This is a genomic window from Neorhizobium vignae (genome assembly GCF_000732195.1).
In the GTDB taxonomy this organism is placed as follows: Bacteria; Pseudomonadota; Alphaproteobacteria; order Rhizobiales; family Rhizobiaceae; genus Neorhizobium; species Neorhizobium vignae.
The window spans coordinates 25,326-42,405 of record NZ_JNNU01000011.1 but is presented as its reverse complement, the minus strand read 5'-3'; the positions used below and the strand labels follow the sequence as shown (position 1 = coordinate 42,405).

The 17,080-nt window shown below is 62.1% G+C and carries 25 protein-coding genes; 13 read left to right on the top strand and 12 right to left on the bottom strand.

Going from position 1 to position 17,080, the window contains the following annotated elements; all coding sequences use genetic code 11:
* The first annotated feature begins 42 nt into the window (after positions 1-42).
* From GQ59_RS19085 to GQ59_RS19070, 4 genes are all read left to right on the top strand, one after another.
* Positions 43-414 (top strand): nuclear transport factor 2 family protein, encoded by a 372-nt coding sequence (locus GQ59_RS19085; protein WP_037084065.1) that lies wholly within the window; start codon positions 43-45, stop codon positions 412-414.
* A gap of 78 nt (positions 415-492) precedes the next feature.
* Entirely contained in the window at positions 493-759 is a 267-nt protein-coding gene (locus tag GQ59_RS19080) for a type II toxin-antitoxin system Phd/YefM family antitoxin (protein WP_037084063.1), read from the top strand.
* Positions 756-1,202, top strand: coding sequence for a type II toxin-antitoxin system VapC family toxin (locus GQ59_RS19075; RefSeq protein ID WP_037084062.1), 447 nt, complete (start codon positions 756-758; stop codon positions 1,200-1,202). Before GQ59_RS19080 ends, GQ59_RS19075 begins: the two co-directional genes overlap by 4 nt.
* Before the next feature lie 76 nt (positions 1,203-1,278).
* A complete protein-coding gene (locus GQ59_RS19070; protein ID WP_037084060.1) occupies positions 1,279-2,121 on the top strand; it encodes a metallophosphoesterase in 843 nt (280 codons plus the stop codon).
* A gap of 12 nt (positions 2,122-2,133) precedes the next feature.
* Here the strand turns inward: GQ59_RS19070 and GQ59_RS19065 are convergent, their stop codons facing one another.
* A complete protein-coding gene (locus GQ59_RS19065) occupies positions 2,134-2,778 on the bottom strand; it encodes a ThuA domain-containing protein (RefSeq protein ID WP_037084059.1) in 645 nt (214 codons plus the stop codon).
* A 103-nt stretch (positions 2,779-2,881) separates the two neighbouring features.
* Positions 2,882-3,571: a helix-turn-helix transcriptional regulator gene (locus tag GQ59_RS19060; RefSeq protein ID WP_037084057.1), complete on the bottom strand. Its 690-nt coding sequence runs from the start codon at positions 3,569-3,571 to the stop codon at positions 2,882-2,884.
* Positions 3,572-3,706: 135 nt separating this feature from the next.
* Between GQ59_RS19060 and GQ59_RS19055 the strand changes: the two genes are divergently transcribed.
* The 4 genes from GQ59_RS19055 to GQ59_RS19040 all read left to right on the top strand — a co-directional run bounded on the left by GQ59_RS19055 (position 3,707) and on the right by GQ59_RS19040 (position 6,169).
* On the top strand, positions 3,707-4,339 hold the full coding sequence (locus tag GQ59_RS19055) for a LysE family translocator (protein WP_037084056.1): 633 nt from the start codon (positions 3,707-3,709) through the stop codon (positions 4,337-4,339).
* A gap of 177 nt (positions 4,340-4,516) precedes the next feature.
* Entirely contained in the window at positions 4,517-4,957 is a 441-nt protein-coding gene (locus GQ59_RS19050) for a c-type cytochrome (RefSeq protein WP_037084054.1), read from the top strand.
* An 86-nt stretch (positions 4,958-5,043) separates the two neighbouring features.
* Complete coding sequence (locus GQ59_RS19045; RefSeq protein WP_037084053.1) at positions 5,044-5,958, top strand: cytochrome c; 915 nt, start codon at positions 5,044-5,046, stop codon at positions 5,956-5,958.
* 19 nt (positions 5,959-5,977) lie between these two features.
* Complete coding sequence (locus GQ59_RS19040) at positions 5,978-6,169, top strand: hypothetical protein (RefSeq protein ID WP_051904069.1); 192 nt, start codon at positions 5,978-5,980, stop codon at positions 6,167-6,169.
* Between the two features lie 16 nt (positions 6,170-6,185).
* Here the strand turns inward: GQ59_RS19040 and GQ59_RS19035 are convergent, their stop codons facing one another.
* On the bottom strand, positions 6,186-6,674 hold the full coding sequence (locus GQ59_RS19035; RefSeq protein WP_432762596.1) for a GNAT family N-acetyltransferase: 489 nt from the start codon (positions 6,672-6,674) through the stop codon (positions 6,186-6,188).
* Positions 6,675-6,860: 186 nt separating this feature from the next.
* Positions 6,861-7,847 (bottom strand): prolyl aminopeptidase, encoded by a 987-nt coding sequence (gene pip, locus GQ59_RS19030; RefSeq protein ID WP_037084383.1) that lies wholly within the window; start codon positions 7,845-7,847, stop codon positions 6,861-6,863.
* A 243-nt stretch (positions 7,848-8,090) separates the two neighbouring features.
* Here pip and GQ59_RS33455 point away from each other — a divergent pair, with 243 nt between their 5' ends.
* A complete protein-coding gene (locus GQ59_RS33455) occupies positions 8,091-8,279 on the top strand; it encodes a toxin-antitoxin system TumE family protein (protein WP_341872398.1) in 189 nt (62 codons plus the stop codon).
* A 33-nt stretch (positions 8,280-8,312) separates the two neighbouring features.
* On the opposite strand, the gene GQ59_RS19020 is transcribed toward GQ59_RS33455, so the two are convergent.
* The gene (locus tag GQ59_RS19020) at positions 8,313-8,726 is read right to left on the bottom strand and encodes a MerR family transcriptional regulator (protein ID WP_037084050.1); all 414 of its coding nucleotides are present in this window, start codon (positions 8,724-8,726) and stop codon (positions 8,313-8,315) included.
* 109 nt (positions 8,727-8,835) lie between these two features.
* On the opposite strand from GQ59_RS19020, the gene GQ59_RS32000 reads away from it, so the two are divergent.
* Complete coding sequence (locus GQ59_RS32000; protein ID WP_152564391.1) at positions 8,836-9,057, top strand: hypothetical protein; 222 nt, start codon at positions 8,836-8,838, stop codon at positions 9,055-9,057.
* A 50-nt stretch (positions 9,058-9,107) separates the two neighbouring features.
* On the opposite strand, the gene GQ59_RS19015 is transcribed toward GQ59_RS32000, so the two are convergent.
* A complete protein-coding gene (locus tag GQ59_RS19015; RefSeq protein WP_037084049.1) occupies positions 9,108-9,653 on the bottom strand; it encodes a hypothetical protein in 546 nt (181 codons plus the stop codon).
* Positions 9,654-9,769: 116 nt separating this feature from the next.
* On the opposite strand from GQ59_RS19015, the gene dmeR reads away from it, so the two are divergent.
* Entirely contained in the window at positions 9,770-10,054 is a 285-nt protein-coding gene (gene dmeR, locus GQ59_RS19010) for a Ni(II)/Co(II)-sensing transcriptional repressor DmeR (protein WP_432762595.1), read from the top strand.
* 20 nt (positions 10,055-10,074) lie between these two features.
* On the top strand, positions 10,075-11,061 hold the full coding sequence (gene dmeF / locus GQ59_RS19005) for a CDF family Co(II)/Ni(II) efflux transporter DmeF (protein ID WP_037084047.1): 987 nt from the start codon (positions 10,075-10,077) through the stop codon (positions 11,059-11,061).
* A gap of 5 nt (positions 11,062-11,066) precedes the next feature.
* Here the strand turns inward: dmeF and GQ59_RS19000 are convergent, their stop codons facing one another.
* The 5 genes from GQ59_RS19000 to GQ59_RS18980 form a co-directional block, all read right to left on the bottom strand.
* Positions 11,067-11,342, bottom strand: a complete 276-nt coding sequence (locus GQ59_RS19000) for a hypothetical protein (protein WP_037084044.1) — start codon at positions 11,340-11,342, stop codon at positions 11,067-11,069.
* A gap of 135 nt (positions 11,343-11,477) precedes the next feature.
* Positions 11,478-12,017: a hypothetical protein gene (locus GQ59_RS18995; RefSeq protein ID WP_037084042.1), complete on the bottom strand. Its 540-nt coding sequence runs from the start codon at positions 12,015-12,017 to the stop codon at positions 11,478-11,480.
* Between the two features lie 7 nt (positions 12,018-12,024).
* The gene (locus GQ59_RS18990) at positions 12,025-12,540 is read right to left on the bottom strand and encodes a DUF1697 domain-containing protein (protein ID WP_037084039.1); all 516 of its coding nucleotides are present in this window, start codon (positions 12,538-12,540) and stop codon (positions 12,025-12,027) included.
* 86 nt (positions 12,541-12,626) lie between these two features.
* The gene (locus GQ59_RS18985) at positions 12,627-14,735 is read right to left on the bottom strand and encodes a S9 family peptidase (RefSeq protein ID WP_037084036.1); all 2,109 of its coding nucleotides are present in this window, start codon (positions 14,733-14,735) and stop codon (positions 12,627-12,629) included.
* A gap of 82 nt (positions 14,736-14,817) precedes the next feature.
* Entirely contained in the window at positions 14,818-15,039 is a 222-nt protein-coding gene (locus tag GQ59_RS18980; protein ID WP_037084033.1) for a type II toxin-antitoxin system HicB family antitoxin, read from the bottom strand.
* A gap of 356 nt (positions 15,040-15,395) precedes the next feature.
* Here GQ59_RS18980 and GQ59_RS18975 point away from each other — a divergent pair, with 356 nt between their 5' ends.
* Entirely contained in the window at positions 15,396-15,788 is a 393-nt protein-coding gene (locus GQ59_RS18975; RefSeq protein ID WP_152564390.1) for a DUF930 domain-containing protein, read from the top strand.
* 59 nt (positions 15,789-15,847) lie between these two features.
* On the opposite strand, the gene GQ59_RS18970 is transcribed toward GQ59_RS18975, so the two are convergent.
* Positions 15,848-17,002 carry an AI-2E family transporter gene (locus tag GQ59_RS18970; RefSeq protein ID WP_432762594.1) on the bottom strand — a complete coding sequence of 385 codons (1,155 nt, stop codon included), beginning with the start codon at positions 17,000-17,002 and terminating at the stop codon, positions 15,848-15,850.
* Positions 17,003-17,080 lie beyond the last annotated feature (78 nt).

Sequence of the window (17,080 nt, the reverse complement as noted above, 5' to 3'; positions counted from 1 at the left end):
GTTTTGGCATTCGCGAAGCCCCCAACTTTCAAAGGAAGCAGCATGACCGAACCTTCGATCGAGGCAGTCCTAGCAGAGCTCGCCGCCCGCGAGCCGATCTTCGATGACCGCAAATTCGGCACCAGCCGGGAAGCTCTGGAGGCGATGACCGAAGAGACGTTCTGGGAGATCGGCGCAAGCGGCCGGGTCTACGGCCGGGATGTTGTCATCGCCAATCTCCTTGTGCGATACCGCGAACACGAACAGCATAACTGGCCCTGCCGGGATTTCACAATCAACCGCCTCGCGGACGACCTTTACCATCTGTCCTATATTCTGGAGGAGCCCGACCGCCTCAGCCGGCGGTCCACGTTCTGGAGGAGAACTGCGACCGGCTGGAAGATCGTCTTTCATCAGGGAACGGTGATTGCTTAAAGGACGGGTTTTCACGGCTCGCTTGTTTCCCGCACAATGATCCAAAATAGTCATAAGTGACCATTTTGGAGGCTGAAATTGTCGGAAGTCAGTTTGAAGGATGTCAAGGCCGGCTTTTCCGGCTTCGTCGATCAGGCGGCCGCAGGCGAATTCGTGACGATCACCCGGCACGGCAAGCCGGCAGCCGTGATCGTCAGCGTTGAGGCCGCGGAGGCCGCAAGGAAGGCGCTGCGAAAGGATCGCCCCAGCCTCGTCAGGTACCTGCGGAATTTCCCCGCCGATATCGACCTCGATGATGATGTCTTCGCCCGAAATCCCGCGCCGAGCCGTGAGGTCGACCTGTGACGGGCTATCTTCTCGATACCAATGCCGTTTCGATGTTCTCACCCTCGAAGGCCGGCACCTCTTCGGAATTTGCCGGTTGGGTCGAGGCGCAGGAAAAGCAAGAGACGATCTACCTGTCTGCGATGACCATCCACGAGATCGAAAAAGGCATTCGATTGTTGGAAGGCAAGGGCGCGACCTCGAAGGCGACACTCATCGAGCTTTTTCTGCAGGGACTGATTGCAGGATATGGTGATCGCATCCTGCCGATCGATGCCGAGACGGCGCGGGAAGCCGGCAGGTTGGAAGCCCGGGTCATGTCAGCCGGCCATAGTCCCGGCATGGCGGATGCCATGATCGCCGGAGCCGCGAGCCTTCGCGGGCTGACGATCATCACCCGTAACCTCAAGCACTTCCTCCTGTTCGGGGTGGCGGTGAAGTCACCCGACGAATTGTTGCTCTGACGTTTCAAATGCAGGTCGGCTGCCGCCGCTCCGGCCATGTCACACGCCTGTCACAACCACCGACTACCTCCGCGAAATGCCCCACGAAAAACCGCTCCTCCGCTTCGGCGTGATCGCCGATCCGCAATATGCCGACCTGCCGCCATGGCTGGAGATGGACCGTTATTACGCCAACAGCCTCGACAAGCTGGGCGAGGCGATCGGCGTGCTGAACGGTGAGGATCTTTCCTTCGTGGTGACGCTCGGCGATCTCATCGACCGGGGTTGGGAAAGCTATGATCCGGTGCTTGCCGTCTATCAGGGCCTGCGCCACGAGAGCTTTCTGATGCCGGGCAATCACGATTTCTTCGTCGCGCCGGCGCAGCTCGACGATGTCCATGCGCGGCTCGGCATGCCGTCCGCCTGGCACGATTTTTCCCGCGGCGGTTTCCGCTTCGTGGTGATTGACGGCAACGAGATCAGCCTGTTTTCGACCCCTGAAGGCCATCCGCGCCACACTTTGGCGCAGCGGCGGCTGGAAACATTGCTGGCCGAAGGCGCGATCGACGCCAAGGAGTGGAACGGCGGCATCGGCGACGAGCAGTTCGACTGGCTGGAAGCGGTGCTCGAGCGGGCCAACGCGGCGGACGAGAAGGTCGTGGTCATGGGCCACTATCCGCTCTACCCCGAAAACGAGCACAATCTCTGGGGTTGCGAGCGGCTCACCGATCTCTTCGCCCGCTCCGGCAATGTCATCGCCTATCTGAACGGCCACAACCACGTGGGCAATCTCGGCTGCGCCGGAAACACGTGGTACGTCAACTTCAAGGGCATGGTCGATACACAGACGGAAAACACCTTTGCCGTCGTCGAGATTTTCGCCGACCGCATCGAGATCATCGGCCACGGCCGTGAGGAAAGCCGCACTCTCGCTCTTTAAGGCCGGACTGGCTCAGCCGCGCGCGGCCCAGGAAAGCCCGCGCCGCAGGATGCTGCGCATATGCGGATGCTCGAATTCGGCCGCCACATGGCCGAGCGCCGAATAGAAGATCCGTCCCTTGCCAAAATGGCGCTTGAAGACGACGGGCATTGTCACATTGCGCACCGCCTCGTCATATTCGCCTGAAAAGGTGGTCGTCGCGAGGATTTCGACCGAGGGGTCGTAATGCAGGTAATACTGCTCCGACCGGTAGTCGAAATCCGCAATGCCCTGCATCACCGGGTCGTCGGGGCGAGTGACGTTGACGCGGTAGTCGATGATATTGCCCGGATGCGCCACCCAGGTGACCCCGGCAAGATAACGGAAAGCAGCACTCTCCTTGAAGGAAGTCGCAAGCGCCCCGTGATGGCCGCCAAGACCGAGCCCGCCGCGCACCGCTCCGACAAGCGCATTGGCATCCACCCTTTCCAGCTTTTCACCGGTAATGATCGGCACCAGCAGGTCGGCATCGGCGATGGTCTGGGAGCCGAAGATTCCGAGATCGCCCGTAACCTCGACCGAAAACCCGTCCTCCCGAAGGATCTCGCCGACAACGCCGGCGCATTGCTCCGGCTCATGGATATTCAATCCGCCCCAGACGATGATTGCCTTGCGCATTCGATGTCTCCAAGCCCTGATGATTCCTGACGAAGCGGGCGCACCATAGGGACAAAGCCGCCGGCTGTCAGGGGAGGGCGAAGGTCGCGGGACACGGGCGCGGTCACATAGGCGGATTGGTCCAGCCCTGAACCCAGAGCGACCGCAGTTTTTCGCCTTCGCCGCGAAAGAAGTCATCCGCCAGTTCGCAGTGCTCCACCCGGTCGGCGCGGAAATTGCGGATTGCCTGCCTGAGTTCGCACCAGGCGACGATATTGGCGGTCTGCGAATAGTAGATCAGCGCCACCGGCCGGATCGTCCGTTCCGTGGCGCGGGCCTGTTCGTCGCGGTAGTCGAGCGCCAGCTTCTGCTCGTCGCGGATCGCCCGGCGCACCATCGCAAGGTCGAGAGCGTCCGGCACGGGTGCCACCGAGCCCCAGGCATGCAGCGCATTGGCGGAAAACGTGCCGGCAAGCGGTGCCGGCACCACGGCGGCAATCTTGCGGTTGACCTGCTTGGCCGCCTGCCGCAGCTCCGTGTCGCCTGTCCGTTCCAGCAGTGCCAGGGCGAGCACGATCGCCTCCGTCTCCTCGATCGACAGCATCAGCGGCGGCAGCGTGAAGCCGGGGCGCAGGATATAACCGATGCCCCGCCCGCCTTCGATCGGCACCCGCATCGCCTGAAGCGCCGCGATATCGCGGTAGATCGAACGCACCGTCACTTCCAGCTGCAGGGCGATCTCCGCCCCCGTCACCGGCTTTTTGGCGAGCCGGAGGATCTGGATGATCTCGAACAGGCGCGAGGCCTTGCGCATGCCGGTCTTCCTTGTGGCGAGACGATCGCTACTGACAATACGCTGTCAGTTGGGCTGCCGTATAGGACCGCATATCCGGTTGGAAAACAAGGCTTCGGCATCCGAAGCCGATTATGCGAGGCTCAGGAAACTGACATGACTTACACCGAAAACCTCTGGCTCTTCTTCACCCTCCTCTTCGGAATCATCGTCGTGCCGGGCATGGACATGATCTTCGTGCTCGCCAATTCTCTGACCCGGGGCCGCACGGCGGGGCTTGCCGCCACGGCCGGCATCATCGCCGGTGGGCTGGTGCACTCGCTTTATGGGGCGGTCGGCGTCGGCCTGCTCGCAAGCCTGATGCCGGTGCTGTTCAAGCCGCTGCTGATCGCCGGCGCGCTTTACATGGCCTGGATCGGCGTGAGCCTGATCCGCAGTTCGATCACCGTCGATCATGTCGGCCCGGCGGACACGCGGTCGAACTGGGAAGCGTTCCGGCGCGGCGCGGTGACCTGCCTCATCAATCCCAAGGCCTACCTGTTCATGCTCGCCGTGTATCCGCAGTTCCTGCGGCCGGATTTCGGGCCGCTTGCCCCGCAGGCGACAATCATGGCAGCGATGACGGCCGCGACCCAATTTGCGATCTATGGTGGCCTCGCCGCCGCCGCCGGCCACGCGCGAAAATTCCTGGTCGGCAATCGCAGCGCGACGATCTGGGTCGGGCGGATCGCCGGCCTGCTGCTGCTTGCCGTTTCCATGCTGACGCTCTGGGAAGGGCTGAGGGCCTGACGGACGGCTTGAGCAGTTCTCGGCAGACACATGTCCTTCACATTCCGTGCCAGCCCGGCAACAGGCGGAGCGCTCGCGGCCTCATGACAGAAAAGTTACTTTTTTCAAACGCATAAGCCGGCAATCATGAGCTCGCTAAAATGCGCCGGCATGACCGGTCTATGAGGAGAGGAATGGATGAAGTTTAAACTGATTGCCGCCGCCGCGGCCGTGCTCTGTCTTGGCTTCACGGCCGTGACCGCGCAGGAAACGCCGATCGCCAAGCGCCAGGCGCTGATGAAGGGTATCGGCGGTGCAGCCGGCGCTCTGGGTGGGATCGCCAAGGGCGAGAAGCCCTATGACCAGGCTGCCGTGCGCACGGCGCTGACCACGATCAGCACCAATATCAAGGCCTTCCCGGATCAGTTCCCGGCAGGCTCCGAGACCGGCGAAAAGACCAAGGCCGCACCGGCCATCTGGGAAAAGAACGCGGAATTCCGGGCGAATGCCCAGAAGCTCGGGTCCGATGCGGAGGCGCTTCTGGCTTCCATGCCGGCAGACCAGGCCGCCGTCGGCAAGGCCCTGCAGACACTCGGTGGCAACTGCAATACCTGCCATCAGAACTTCCGCCTGAAGTGAGTGCGGGCCAGTTTTGGAACCTGAGGACGGCTGCAGCTTGCTGCGGCCGTCCTTGCATTGCAGAGTGACGCCGGAGGAGGAAGGCGATGGCATCGATATGGTCCAAAATCCTGGCGGCGGGCGTCGTGGTGATCGCGGCGGGTGCCGCCACGGCCTGGACGCTGACCAAGCCCGATCCCCATCCCGATTCCCATTGGGCGGGCCTCGGCGCGCCGGATCTCGCCAAGGGCGAGCAGCTCTTCTGGGCCGGCGGCTGTTCGAGCTGTCATGCCGCGACGGGCGCCACCGGCGATGCCCTGAAGGTTCTGTCCGGGGGCAGGGCGCTGCCGAGCCCGTTCGGCACCTTCCATATTCCCAACATCTCGCCCGATCCGAATGCCGGCGTCGGCAACTGGACCCTGGCGCAGTTCGGCAATGCCACGACCCGCGGTGTGGGGCCGGACGGCGAACACCTCTTCCCGTCCTTCCCCTACGGTTCCTATTCGAGGCTCTCGGCCAAGGATATCAACGATCTCTTCGGGTACCTGAAGACCCTGCCGGCGAGCACCAATGTCGCGCCGCCGCACGAACTGCCGTTCCCCTTTAATATCCGGCTGGCGGTCGGCGGCTGGAAATTCCTCTATTTCAACGACCAGCCGCGGGTGCAGCTTGCCTCCGCCGACGACAAGGTCAAGCGCGGCCAGTTCCTGGTCGAAGGTCCCGGCCATTGCGGCGAATGTCATACGCCGCGCGACGCGACGGGCGGTTTTCTCCCCGACCGCTGGCTCGCCGGCGGCCCGAACCCGGAGGGCAAGGGAACCATCCCCAACATCACGCCGGGCTCGAAGGATATCGGCTCGTGGAGCGAGAGTGACATCGCCGGTTACCTCGAAACCGGTTTCACACCGGATTTCGACACCGCCGGCGGCTCCATGGTTGAGGTGCAGCAGAACATCGCGCATCTGCCGAAAAGCGATCTTGAGGCGATTGCGGCCTATCTGAAGGCGGTGCCGGCGCGGTAGGTGGATCTGGGGGCGAGCCATGAACCTAGGGGAATACAAGGGCCATTCCGCGGTCATCGAATTCGATGCCGAAGACGAAATCTTCGTCGGCCATGTAGCTGACATAGCCGATCTCATCGGCTTCCATGCCGATACTCTCGCGGAAGCTGAGACCGCCTTCCGCGAGGCGGTCGACGATTATCTCGAAATCCTGGCCAAGGCCGCCGGATAGGCCTCGGCCGCAGGACTTACGCGAGCGCCTGCGTGTAGCGCATGCCGGTGACCGGGCGCGGCTTGAAATCCATCTGCTCGTAGAAGCGGTGGGCGGCGAAATTGCCGGTGGCGGCGCTGACCGAAAGATAGCCGCAGCCGGCGCTCCTGGCGATCTCGCGGGCGCGCGATACCAGGTGCTGGCCGATGCCGTGGCCGCGATGGCCGTCGCGCACGAAGAGATGGTGCAGGTCCATGCCGCGCGTGCCTTCCTGCGCCCGGTAGACCGGTACGAGGATGGCGTAGCCGATCAGATCCGAGCCGGTATCGGCGACAAGCGCGCTGATCCACGGCATCTCGCCGAACAGGTCGCGCTCGAGTTTTTCAGGGGTGATGGCGGCGGGATCGTTGTGATGTGCCGCGAGCAGCGCGATCATCTCGTTGAGTTCCGGCAGGTCGCGCGATTTCGCGTTGCGGATCGTCACGACCGGCGGGCGGGGCAGGGTGATATCGGTATCTTCGGTCATTTCCGGCATCCTTGTTCGGTCTTCTTGCCGTCAGGTGCCTTTTGAAACAACAAAGCCGCCTGACGGCGGCTTTTTGACATGATGATCTGTCGAGCCGCCCTTTAAAGGAAGGCCCAAAAATACGAGCAGGCGGTGGTCGTGCGCGTGTTGATCATGGCGCTTTGATGCTCCCGATCTCAAATCTTGTCAAGAGTGATCTGCAAAACGATTGGCAGCCGTCATGATCGCCTCCGCCATGCCCTGGTCGGCGGTCGAATGGCCGGCATTCTCGATCATCACCAGTTCGCTCCCCGGCCAGGTTTTTGCCAGTGCAAATGCCGTTGCCGGCGGCCCCTGCAGGTCGAGCCGACCCTGGATCAGCACGCCCGGTATCCCGGAAAGCCGGTTGGCCTGGCGCAAAAGCTGACCATCCTCCAACCAGGCGCGGTTTTCGAAATAATGGACGCAGAGCCGCGCCCGGGCGAGCACGAAAGCCGGATCCTGCCAGCGGTGCGGCAGCCCGGCCTGCGGTTCCGCCGAGATCGAGCCCGCCTCCCAATGATGCCAGTCGAAAGTGGCTTTCTGGCGGATGGCCGGGTCCGGGTCATTGAGAAGCGCATGATAGGCGGCAACGGGATGGCGGTCGCGCAAGGGCTCCGGAATGGCCGCGACGAACTTTTCCCAGGCTTCCGGCAGGAAGATAGACAGACCGTTGTAAAGCCAGTCGATTTCGGCCCAGCGCGTCGTGGTGACACCGGCAAGGATGATCGCGCGGACGTGTTCTGGAAAAGCCTGCGCATAGGCCAGCGCCAGCGTCGCGCCCCAGGAGGAGCCGAACACCAGCCAGCTTTCCACCTGTAGCCGCTCCCGCAAAGCCTTTATGTCGCCGATCAGATGCTGCGCCGTATTGTCGGCAAGATCAACGCCGAAATCGCCTGCGTTCGGCGTGCTTTTCCCGCAACCGCGCTGGTCGAACTGGATGATGCGCCACACCGCGGGATCGAAATGCCGTCTGGCGCTATCCGACATGCCCGACCCCGGCCCGCCATGCAGCAACAGCACCGGTTTGCCGTTGGGGTTGCCGGAAAGGGCAAAGAAGATCCGGTTGCCGTCGGGCCTCTCGAGGAAGCCGGTCTCATAGGGGGTGAGGGTTGGGAAGAGGGCGGTCGGTGCGGCTACTGCGTTTTCCGTCATCTGCATTCCCTTATTTGTGTCTTCACCTCGCCTGTTCAAATGCACGGGTCCGACAAGCGGCTTGAGTTTTGCCGATTGCTCGTGATGGGGTATATTACATCAGGCATCACGGGGCCCCCGATGGCGAAAGCGACCCTGGTTCGGAAGACGCGTAGCTATCTGCGTGAAGGCGTGTTCGTTGAAATCGTGGTCTGGCGTGTGCCGGCTTCGCTACGCGGAAGCGCTCACTAGTTCAAGTAGAGGATGGCGCTGGTGGCTCAAGGCGAGTGCGTGTTGCGATATGACACCGAGGCCGGCAAAGGCGATCACAGGCATTTCGGTGCATTGGAAACGGCATATTTTTTCAAAGATATCGACCAGCTTTTGACCGATTCCACCGCTGATGTGAGAGGATGGCTCCCTATGACAGAATCCACTTCGAATTCGACATAGAAACCGCAGCCTGATGCAAACCTGCTGCCGCCCTCAATGCTCCCCCTCGCACAGCCCGTGATCCGAAAGCGCCCGGATCACATAACAATCCTCGATCGAATGGCCGTCGCAGTGTGAGATGATCCGTTCGAGCTCGTGCTCCAGCTTCTTCAGCTTCTCGATCTTTTCGCGAACGGCGACCAGATGATCGGCGGCGATCCTGTCGGCGTTGGCGCAGGGTTGGTCGGGGTGCTGGCTGAGCGCGATCAGTTCGCGGATCGCCGGGATGTCGAGGCCGAGGTCGCGGGCATGGCGGATGAAGGCGAGCCGTTCGAGATCGTTTCGCTCATACCGCCGCTGGTTGCCTTCCGAACGTTCGGCCGCTTCGATCAGACCCATCTGCTCGTAATAGCGGATGGTCGGCACCTTGACGCCGGTGCGTTTCGAAAGATCGCCGATCGACAGCATCGCTGAAAATTCCTCTTGAAGCTCTAGTCACTGGAGGAATTATCTAGTCGGTCATCGGTGCGACGACAAGTCGGCCGGACCAACCAGAGAGCAATCAGAAGGTGACGACATGAACGGATGCTGCAGCCATTGCCACGCGAGGCTCGACGGGTTCTTGAGGGATATCGGCCGGTTCTTCTGGGCGCTCGTCGCCACGGTGGCCGGCATGTGGCTGATACTGGCGATGGAGATGTTACGGCGGTCGCGGCCGCAATGGGACCGCGAACAGCCCGCAAACGAAGAGCTGTCCGCGATGATCGCCGCCGACAATGGCGCCGATCGCCCAACGTAAAACGGCTGCAGCCCCTGGCAAGGCTGCAGCCGCTGAAGGCATATATAAGATTACATGGAGAGCAGCGGATCGTCTTCGGTGCCGTTCTGCTGCTGTTTCTGCGCGTTGCCCTGTGCCAGGGCCGCCGGGTTGCCGCCCATGTCCATTGCCGCTTCCTGTTTCTGGCCGTTGACGCCCATGGCTTCGAGGATCGCCTTGCGGATATCCGCCTCGATCGCCTCGCGGTCTTCCGTGGACATGGTCTTGAGATCGTCTTCGGTGAGATCCTTGTCCTTCAGATACTGTTCGCGGATGCGCTCGGCGAACGTCTTCTTGGCGAGATCCATGAACTCGTCCTCGTATCGCGTCGAAGGCGCCTCGCCAAGCCAAGTGTCGCCGGCATCCTGATCGACTTCGACGCCCTGGCTTTCCATCGTCCAGAGGCTATCTGCCAGCTTTGCGCCGAACACCGTATCGCTGCCGGTCATGCCGCCCGATACGGATTGCCGCGGCGCCGCATAGTCGTTGCCGCCCGAAGCATTCTTGTCGCCGCCGTTCTTGCCAAGGATACCATAAAGAGATGCGTAATATGGGTTGGTGCTGCCAATTGTCGTCATCGCGACTCTCCTCGTGTGAGACCACCAGCGGCTTAGGTCCCGAAACCTGCGCCGAGCTTTCGGATTTTGACTTGTGTCGGCAGCGTATAAGAATATAGGGTACCCCCCTATATTACATGGAGACGCTCGTGGCGCATACCATTCGAGAAAAGGCAAAGCTTCTGGCGCGGGTGCGCCGGCTGAAGGGGCAGATGGAGGCGGTCGAGCGTGCGCTGGAAGCCGAGGCGCCCTGCGGCGAGGTGCTGCAATTGCTCGCCTCGATCCGTGGCGCGCTTTCCGGGCTGACCGGTGAAGTCATGGAGGATCATCTGCGCGAGCATATCCTTCATGCCGATGACGAGAAACAGCGGGCACAGGCGGTCGACGAATTCGCCGACGCGCTCCGCACCTATATCCGCTGATTGAGATGAAGGAGAAGGCCATGCCCCATTCCATCGAGGAACTGAAGCACGAGCATGTGTTTCTGGGCGCCGACCATGAGCGCAACGAGCGCAAGGTCTGGCTGGTGATCGCACTGACCGCGACGATGATGGTGGCGGAAATCGTCGCCGGCTCGGTCTTCGGTTCGATGGCGCTGACCGCCGACGGCTGGCACATGTCCACCCATGCCGGCGCCATGCTGATTGCGGCGCTCGCCTATCTTTATGCCCGTCGCCAGGCCCGCAATCCGCGCTACACGTTCGGCACCGGCAAGCTCGGTGATCTCGCCGGCTTCGCGAGCGCCATCGTGCTGGCATTGATCGCGCTGTTGATTGCCTGGGAGAGTTTTGTCCGCCTCGCCAACCCGGTGGCGATCGATTTCGATCAGGCGGTCCTCGTGGCGGTGGTCGGGCTGGCCGTCAACCTGCTCAGCGCCTGGCTGCTCCGGGAGGATCACCACCATTCTCATGGTGGCGGCCATGCCCATCACGGAAGTCATGCCTATGACGGCGGCCATCATCACGGGCACCACGGCGCCCATGCGCATCAATCCGCCGCCAAGGACCATAATCTGCGCGCCGCCTATCTGCATGTCCTCGCCGATGCGCTGACCTCGGTTCTGGCAATCGCGGCGCTGATTCTCGGCCGGTCCTACGGCTGGGTCTGGCTGGATCCGGTCATGGGCGTGGTCGGCGGCCTGGTGATCGCCCGCTGGTCCTGGGGGCTGATCCGGGTGACAGCAACGGTGCTTCTGGACGCGCAGCCGGATGACGCGGAACTGGCGGGCAGAATCCGCCGGAGCGTCGAGACGGAGGAGGACAGGATTTCCGACCTGCACGTCTGGCAGGTGGGGCCGGGGCACCATGCGGCGATCGTCGCGCTGGTCACGCCAAAACCCCAGGCTCCGTCCTTCTACAAGGATAAGCTCCGGGGCATCCGGGATCTGTCGCATGTGACGGTGGAAGTCACGCCGGCTGGAACGGCGTAGCCGGATTAGAACTCGGCGAATTCCTGGTAGCGGCCTTCGACCCAGTCCTTCCGAATGCCTCGGACCTGCATGTCGACGTTTGCGGAGCCCGCATCGTCGATTTCCATGACCCAGAGCGCATTGGCAAGCGAAGACGACAGCAGCGTGCTGCTTCCCGTCAAGGCATTCGCCGAACGCTGCGCAGCGACAGTCTCGCGCTGAGGCGCTTCTTCGACTTTCCGGTCCATCTCTTGTGCCCGGTTGGGGTAATAATAGCCGTTGAGGCCGCTATCGATCTTCATGGCGAAACGCCCGTGTTCAGAATGGTTAACAAATGGTTAACGCCTGAACCTTGCGCGAGGCTTGCGTCCGGGATTGCCGATTGACGACAGGGGCTTGACAAAAAAATGACAATGAACGGCTGTTCGGCGCGTTCCTTATCCGTTCCGACTGCGGAGAAACGCGTCGAATATCGCCTGGGTAAGCCGCTGGTTCTGGCGGTACCAGGTGTCCTGCGTGTAGAAGACCGGTTCGGCGGGGTCCCAGCCGCTTAAGGTAAAGTCGCTCTGGCGGGAGAAGAAGGCGACGAACTCTTCTTCGCTTGCCCAGGTGGCGATGGCCGGTCCCGGATGAAAGCCGTCCTGGATGTCGCAGAGAGTGACGCCCGTCTCGGTGCGGATCAGGCCGTGGCCGCAGAAGTCGCGGTGGAATTCGTGGATCAGCCCTTCGCCGATCCCGGCCTGCTGCAGCTTTTCCCACACCCGGCGCATCCGCTCGGCCCCGAGCGCCTTGTGCGAGAGCCTGTCGCGCACCTCCGCCCGCCGCCGGTCCATCTCCTCCTCGGTGGCGTTGATTAAAGGGTAGGGCGGCCAGCCGGGCTGCTTGACCTTGCGCTGCCGCCAGACGGACCAGCCGGCCGCGCCGAGGACAGAGATGATCACGGCGTAGCAGACGATCGGAATGATGATGCCCGCCATCGGCCCTCTAGCCTTCCATGGCGCGGGCCATTTCGGCGAGCTTGCGCACGGTGTTGAGATTGCGCGACGTGCCGGGTTTCAGCGCCGGCAGCTTCAGCTTCGATTTGCCCGAGCCGATCGGATAATGGACATAGATCTCGCGCCCGGCGACGACCGCCTCCTCGCCATCCGGCGCCACCATCTTGTCGAGCGCAGCGTTCGGAGCCTTTTCGGGCAGGAAATGCACGAGCAGGAAATTCGGCTTCGCCTCGGGGAAGGGCGAGTTTTCGGCAATCGCCTCCAGCTCTTCCGTCGAGCGCACCATCACGCCCGGCTTCTTGCCGAATTTTTGGCCCAGCGCCTCGTCCAGCTTACCGGCAACCTTGGCCTCCGCCTCGTCAGACCGGAACAGCACGTTGCCGCTCTGGATGTAGGTCTTCACGTCCGTGAAGCCGAGCCCTTCGCAGATGGACTTGAGTTCGGTCATCTGAAGCGCCGTGCCGGCGACGTTCACTGCGCGAAGCAGGGCAATGTAGACGGTCATTCCTTATCTCCCAAAGGCCAGCCCATCTTATGTTCCGGTGTTGCCGGGCGTGCTTCAAAGGACGGCACGCCCTCCTTGGCAGCCCCTTACGCCTTCCCCGCTACCTTGATCGCAAACGCATATTCGAACGCGATCTCCTCCAGCCGCTGGAAGCGTCCCGATTTGCCGCCATGGCCGGCGGCCATGTTGGTCTTCAAGAGGATCGGCGCGGTGCCCGTCGAGAATTCGCGGACCTTGGCGACCCATTTGGTCGGTTCCCAGTAGGTGACGCGCGGGTCGGTGAGGCCGGAAATGGCCAGAATCGGCGGATAGGGTTTCGCCGCGACATTGTCGTAAGGCGAGTAGGCGGCGATCCACTGGTATTCTTCGAGGCTGTCGATCGGGTTGCCCCATTCCGGCCATTCCGGCGGGGTGAGTGGCAGCGTGTCGTCGAGCATGGTGTTGAGCACATCGACGAAGGGGACGGCGGCGATGATGCCGGCGAATTTTTCCGGCGCCATATTGGCGATGCCGCCCATCAGCATCCCACCGGCTGAACCGCCCTCGGCGATGATGTTCTCGTAGGAGGTGAAGCCCTGGGCCACCAGATGGTCGGCGGCGGCGATGAAGTCCTTGAAGGTGTTTTCCTTGTGTTCCATCTTGCCGTTTTCGTACCAGGCAAATCCCTTGTCCTTGCCGCCGCGGATATGGGCGATGGCATAAACGAAGCCACGATCGGCCAGCGATAGGTTGTTGGTCGAGAACCCGGCCGGAATGGTGATCCCGTAGGCGCCGTAGCCATAGAGCAAGCAGGGCGCCGAACCGTCGAGGGCCACATCCTTGCCGTAGAGCAGCGAGACCGGCACCAGTTCGCCGTCATGCGCCGGCGCCATCACCCGGCGGGTGACGTAATCGTCGGGATTGTGGCCCGAGGGCACTTCCTGGGTCTTCAGGAGAACCCGCTCGCGGGTCGTCATGTCGTAGTCGTAAAGCTGGCTGGGCGTCGTCATCGACGAATAGGAAAAGCGGATCACGTCGCTGTCGTATTCGGCGGCACCCTGGAGCCCCAGCGAATAGGCCTCTTCGGCAAAGGCGATCGCATGTTCCTCGCCGGTCGTCCGGTCGCGGATGATGATCTGCGGCAGGCCGTCCTTGCGCTGCAGCCAGAGCAGGTATCGGGCGAACGCCATGTGGCTGATGATCAGCCGGCCGGGTTCGTGCGGAACGACCTCGGTCCAGTTCTCTTTGCCCGGCGCCGTCACCGGAGCCTGCATGATCTTGAAATCCTTGGCGTCGCCGTCATTGGTGAGGATGTAGAAGACGTCGCCGCCCTCCGTCATCGAATATTCGATCCCTTCCTCGCGCTCGGCGACGAGAGCCGGCTCGGCCGTCAGGTCCCTGGTCGAGAGCAGCCGGTATTCGGACGTCTCGTGGTCGTGGATGTCGATATAGATGAAGTCGTCGAGCAGCGAGCCGCCGACGCCCATGAAGAAACCCGGATCTTCTTCCTCGTAGACCAGCCGGTCTTCCGACTGCGGCTGGCCGACGATGTGGTGGAAGACTTTCGAGGGCCGGTGGTTCTCGTCCTGCAGCGTATAGAAGAAGCTCTTGCCGTCAGGCGCCCAGACCCCGCCGCCGCCGGTATTCTCGACCACGTCGGCCAGATCCTTGCCGGTCGCAAGGTCGCGGATGCGCAGCGTGAAATATTCCGAACCCTTGTCGTCGTAACCCCAGATGCCGCGGGAATGGTCGCTCGTGTGGTCGATGCCGGAAAGCCGGAAATAGTCCTTGCCGACGGCTTCCTTGTCGCCGTCGAGCAGGAGTTGTTTATCCCCGCCGTCGCGCGGGGTGCGGAAATAATGCGGCTGCTCGCCACCGGTCACGAACAGCGTGCCGTAGGCGAACGGTCCGTCCTTCATCGGCACAGAGCTGTCATCTTCCTTGATGCGACCGCGCATCTCGGCAAACAGCACCTTCTGCAGCTCGGCCGTGTCGCCCATGGCCGCTTCCATATAGGCGTTCTCGGCCTCCAGATGCTTGCGGATCTCGGGGTCGAGGATCGACGGATCCTTGAACATCGCCTGCCAGTTGTCGGCCCGGAACCAGGCATAGTCGTCGGTGCGGGTAATGCCGTGGCGGGTATCGGAAACCGGCTTCCTGGCCGCAACGGGGGCGGCGGGAAGATTGGCGAAAGGCGATGGGCGGGAGGTGGCCAAGGAAGCACTCCGGTTGTGATGCGAGGAGTGCCAGAGATAGGGGGCGCTTGCGCGCGAGGCAAGCGGGTTGCTTCCGGAATGCTTAGCTGATGGCGGCCTGCAATGAAGGTTGGGGAATGTCGCGCCCCATGTCCCGCGCCGCCTCGATCCAGCTTTCGATCGCATCCTGCACGTTGGAAAGGGCTTCTTGCGGCGTCTCGCCATCGCTCATGCAGCCTGGAAGATCCGGCACGGTCGCCAGGAAACCGCCGCCATCTTCGGCAGAAAGCGGAGAGACCAGAACGGGATATCGTAATGGACTCATGAGAAAGCCCTCACAGCGTCGATAAATTGCACAAGCTTTCGAATGTATACTGGCTTGATCGGTCGTTTGAAAGGCACGGTCAGGATTTCGCGCATCATAGGATGGCTAACCTTGTAGTGAGAGCTTCCGGATCGCGGCGATGCACAGGAAATACCGAACTCCTCGCAGACTGCCGCAATCTCTTCAATTCGCCAGTCCGCTCGCGGGTTGGCGCGCATTTGTTCCAGACGCTTGCTCACCTCTCTGCCCCATTACCCACCCGATCACATCATCCTATTTCCCGTTCTGGTAGGTGGTCAATCGCGTAACCTTCTCATAGTTTCCCGCGTTCCGAGCCATATTGGATGGGAAATGACATGATGAAAACCTGGTCGCTCGCAGCGCTCGCCCTTGTTTCCGCCCTGCCGGCCCATGCGCTGGATGCCCGAATCGTGAGGCAGCTCGACGCGCTCGCCCCGGATGAACGGCGCGAGCAGCGCTGCGATATCGAGGCGATGGATCGCATCAAGCAGGACAACAAGGGCGAGTTCAAACCGGACAAGGTGATTGCCTATACGTTCGGCGATCCGATCGAGGCCGGCAATGCCATTCGGGCGCCGGGAGCTGTATTCCGCAGCGCCGGCGACTGGTATCGGCTCAAATACAGGTGCGAGACCGGCGACGAAGGGCTGAAAGTCATGTCCTTCGACTACAAGATCGGCTCGAAGGTCCCGAGGGAAGAGTGGGACAAGTATTACCTCTACGAGTGAGCGCTCCGTTCGGCCCTTCGGTCGTATCGCCGAGACTGAAATAACCCGATGCGCTGCCGTCATCCCGGCAGGTTGGGCACGGTCTTGCGGTCCGGGAAGAGCTCGTTGAGCACGGTCATCATGATCAGCGAAAGGGGCAGGGCGAGCATGGCGCCCACCGCTCCCCACATCCAGGTCCAGAACAGGATGGCGATGAACACGATGAAGGGATTGATTTCCCACTGACGGCCCATGATCGCCGGGAAGAGCAGGTTTTCCATGGCAAGATGCACGGTGAAGAAGATGATCGCCGGAATGAGGCCGATCAGCAGGGCGTCATGGGTGAGAATGCCGGCAATCGCCACCGAGATCGTCATCAGCGTGATGCCGAGGAAGGGAATGAAGCTCGAGACGAAGGCGAACATACCCCAGAGCACTGGCATGGAAAGCCCGCCGAAATAGGCAATCAGCGTCATCACCACGCCGAGCCCCAGATAGAGGAGGCTGGCCGTCGCGAAATAATAGCCGAGCACCTCGTCGATCGAATTGAGCACCCGGATTGCCATCAGCCTCTGCCGGCGTGTCGGAAAGGCGAGGATGATCGTGCGCCGCAGCCGCACCCGGCCGTAGAGAAACAGCAGCAGGGCCGCAAAGAAGATCATCCCCTGGATGATCGCCGGCGTCAGGTTGGCGGTGACGATGCCGAGAATATTGCCGGAATTTTCGATCAGCGACTGCATCGACATCGGCCCGGTCTCGAAGGTCGCGGGCGAGACGTTGATCCACTGCTGGCTTTCGAGGAAGGGCTTGATGCGGTTGATGGTCCGCTCGATGAAACTCGGACCTTCCCGCAGCAGCGTCGCGACCGGCTCGGCGAGCGAATTGGCGATCAGGAACAGGACCGCGAAGACGAGCGTCGACAGGATGAGAGCGATGCCGAAGCGCGGCACGCCGGCCTGGCTCAGCCGATCCGCGACGAGGCCGAGGATCAGTCCGACGACGACCGCGAGTGTGACCGGGATCAGGATCAGCGACATGTAATGGACCAGCGACAGGAACACGATCGCGAAAATGCCGATCACCGCCCAGGCCATCGCCACGTCGAGCGCTTCGCGTCCAAGCGGCAGGTTCTCGGTCGATTCGATGTCTTCGGGACGCAAGGCCGTTTCCCCTCGGGGTTGCGCGGCCAGGCCGATCGGATGTCTTTTCGGCTTGCTGCCGTTGCGCGCGCTCATGATCGCCATATGTCCAGAGGTCCCCGTGATGCCTCTTAACGCAAAAGCGGCGCTCCGGTTCCGGGGCGCCGCTTGTCG

Excerpts from the sequence above, each read along its gene's own strand:
- GQ59_RS19085 (WP_037084065.1), top strand. The coding sequence starts at position 43 with ATGACCGAACCTTCGATCGAGGCAGTCCTAGCAGAGCTCGCCGCCCGC.
- GQ59_RS19070 (WP_037084060.1), top strand. The coding sequence starts at position 1,279 with ATGCCCCACGAAAAACCGCTCCTCCGCTTCGGCGTGATCGCCGATCCG.
- GQ59_RS19065 (WP_037084059.1), bottom strand. The coding sequence starts at position 2,778 with ATGCGCAAGGCAATCATCGTCTGGGGCGGATTGAATATCCATGAGCCG.
- GQ59_RS19060 (WP_037084057.1), bottom strand. The coding sequence starts at position 3,571 with ATGCGCAAGGCCTCGCGCCTGTTCGAGATCATCCAGATCCTCCGGCTC.
- GQ59_RS19055 (WP_037084056.1), top strand. The coding sequence starts at position 3,707 with ATGACTTACACCGAAAACCTCTGGCTCTTCTTCACCCTCCTCTTCGGA.
- GQ59_RS19050 (WP_037084054.1), top strand. The coding sequence starts at position 4,517 with ATGAAGTTTAAACTGATTGCCGCCGCCGCGGCCGTGCTCTGTCTTGGC.
- GQ59_RS19045 (WP_037084053.1), top strand. The coding sequence starts at position 5,044 with ATGGCATCGATATGGTCCAAAATCCTGGCGGCGGGCGTCGTGGTGATC.
- GQ59_RS19040 (WP_051904069.1), top strand. The coding sequence starts at position 5,978 with ATGAACCTAGGGGAATACAAGGGCCATTCCGCGGTCATCGAATTCGAT.
- GQ59_RS19035 (WP_432762596.1), bottom strand. The coding sequence starts at position 6,674 with ATGACCGAAGATACCGATATCACCCTGCCCCGCCCGCCGGTCGTGACG.
- pip (WP_037084383.1), bottom strand. The coding sequence starts at position 7,847 with ATGACGGAAAACGCAGTAGCCGCACCGACCGCCCTCTTCCCAACCCTC.
- GQ59_RS33455 (WP_341872398.1), top strand. The coding sequence starts at position 8,091 with ATGGCGCTGGTGGCTCAAGGCGAGTGCGTGTTGCGATATGACACCGAG.
- GQ59_RS19020 (WP_037084050.1), bottom strand. The coding sequence starts at position 8,726 with ATGCTGTCGATCGGCGATCTTTCGAAACGCACCGGCGTCAAGGTGCCG.
- GQ59_RS32000 (WP_152564391.1), top strand. The coding sequence starts at position 8,836 with ATGAACGGATGCTGCAGCCATTGCCACGCGAGGCTCGACGGGTTCTTG.
- GQ59_RS19015 (WP_037084049.1), bottom strand. The coding sequence starts at position 9,653 with ATGACGACAATTGGCAGCACCAACCCATATTACGCATCTCTTTATGGT.
- dmeR (WP_432762595.1), top strand. The coding sequence starts at position 9,770 with ATGGAGACGCTCGTGGCGCATACCATTCGAGAAAAGGCAAAGCTTCTG.
- dmeF (WP_037084047.1), top strand. The coding sequence starts at position 10,075 with ATGCCCCATTCCATCGAGGAACTGAAGCACGAGCATGTGTTTCTGGGC.
- GQ59_RS19000 (WP_037084044.1), bottom strand. The coding sequence starts at position 11,342 with ATGAAGATCGATAGCGGCCTCAACGGCTATTATTACCCCAACCGGGCA.
- GQ59_RS18995 (WP_037084042.1), bottom strand. The coding sequence starts at position 12,017 with ATGGCGGGCATCATCATTCCGATCGTCTGCTACGCCGTGATCATCTCT.
- GQ59_RS18990 (WP_037084039.1), bottom strand. The coding sequence starts at position 12,540 with ATGACCGTCTACATTGCCCTGCTTCGCGCAGTGAACGTCGCCGGCACG.
- GQ59_RS18980 (WP_037084033.1), bottom strand. The coding sequence starts at position 15,039 with ATGAGTCCATTACGATATCCCGTTCTGGTCTCTCCGCTTTCTGCCGAA.
- GQ59_RS18975 (WP_152564390.1), top strand. The coding sequence starts at position 15,396 with ATGATGAAAACCTGGTCGCTCGCAGCGCTCGCCCTTGTTTCCGCCCTG.
- GQ59_RS18970 (WP_432762594.1), bottom strand. The coding sequence starts at position 17,002 with ATGAGCGCGCGCAACGGCAGCAAGCCGAAAAGACATCCGATCGGCCTG.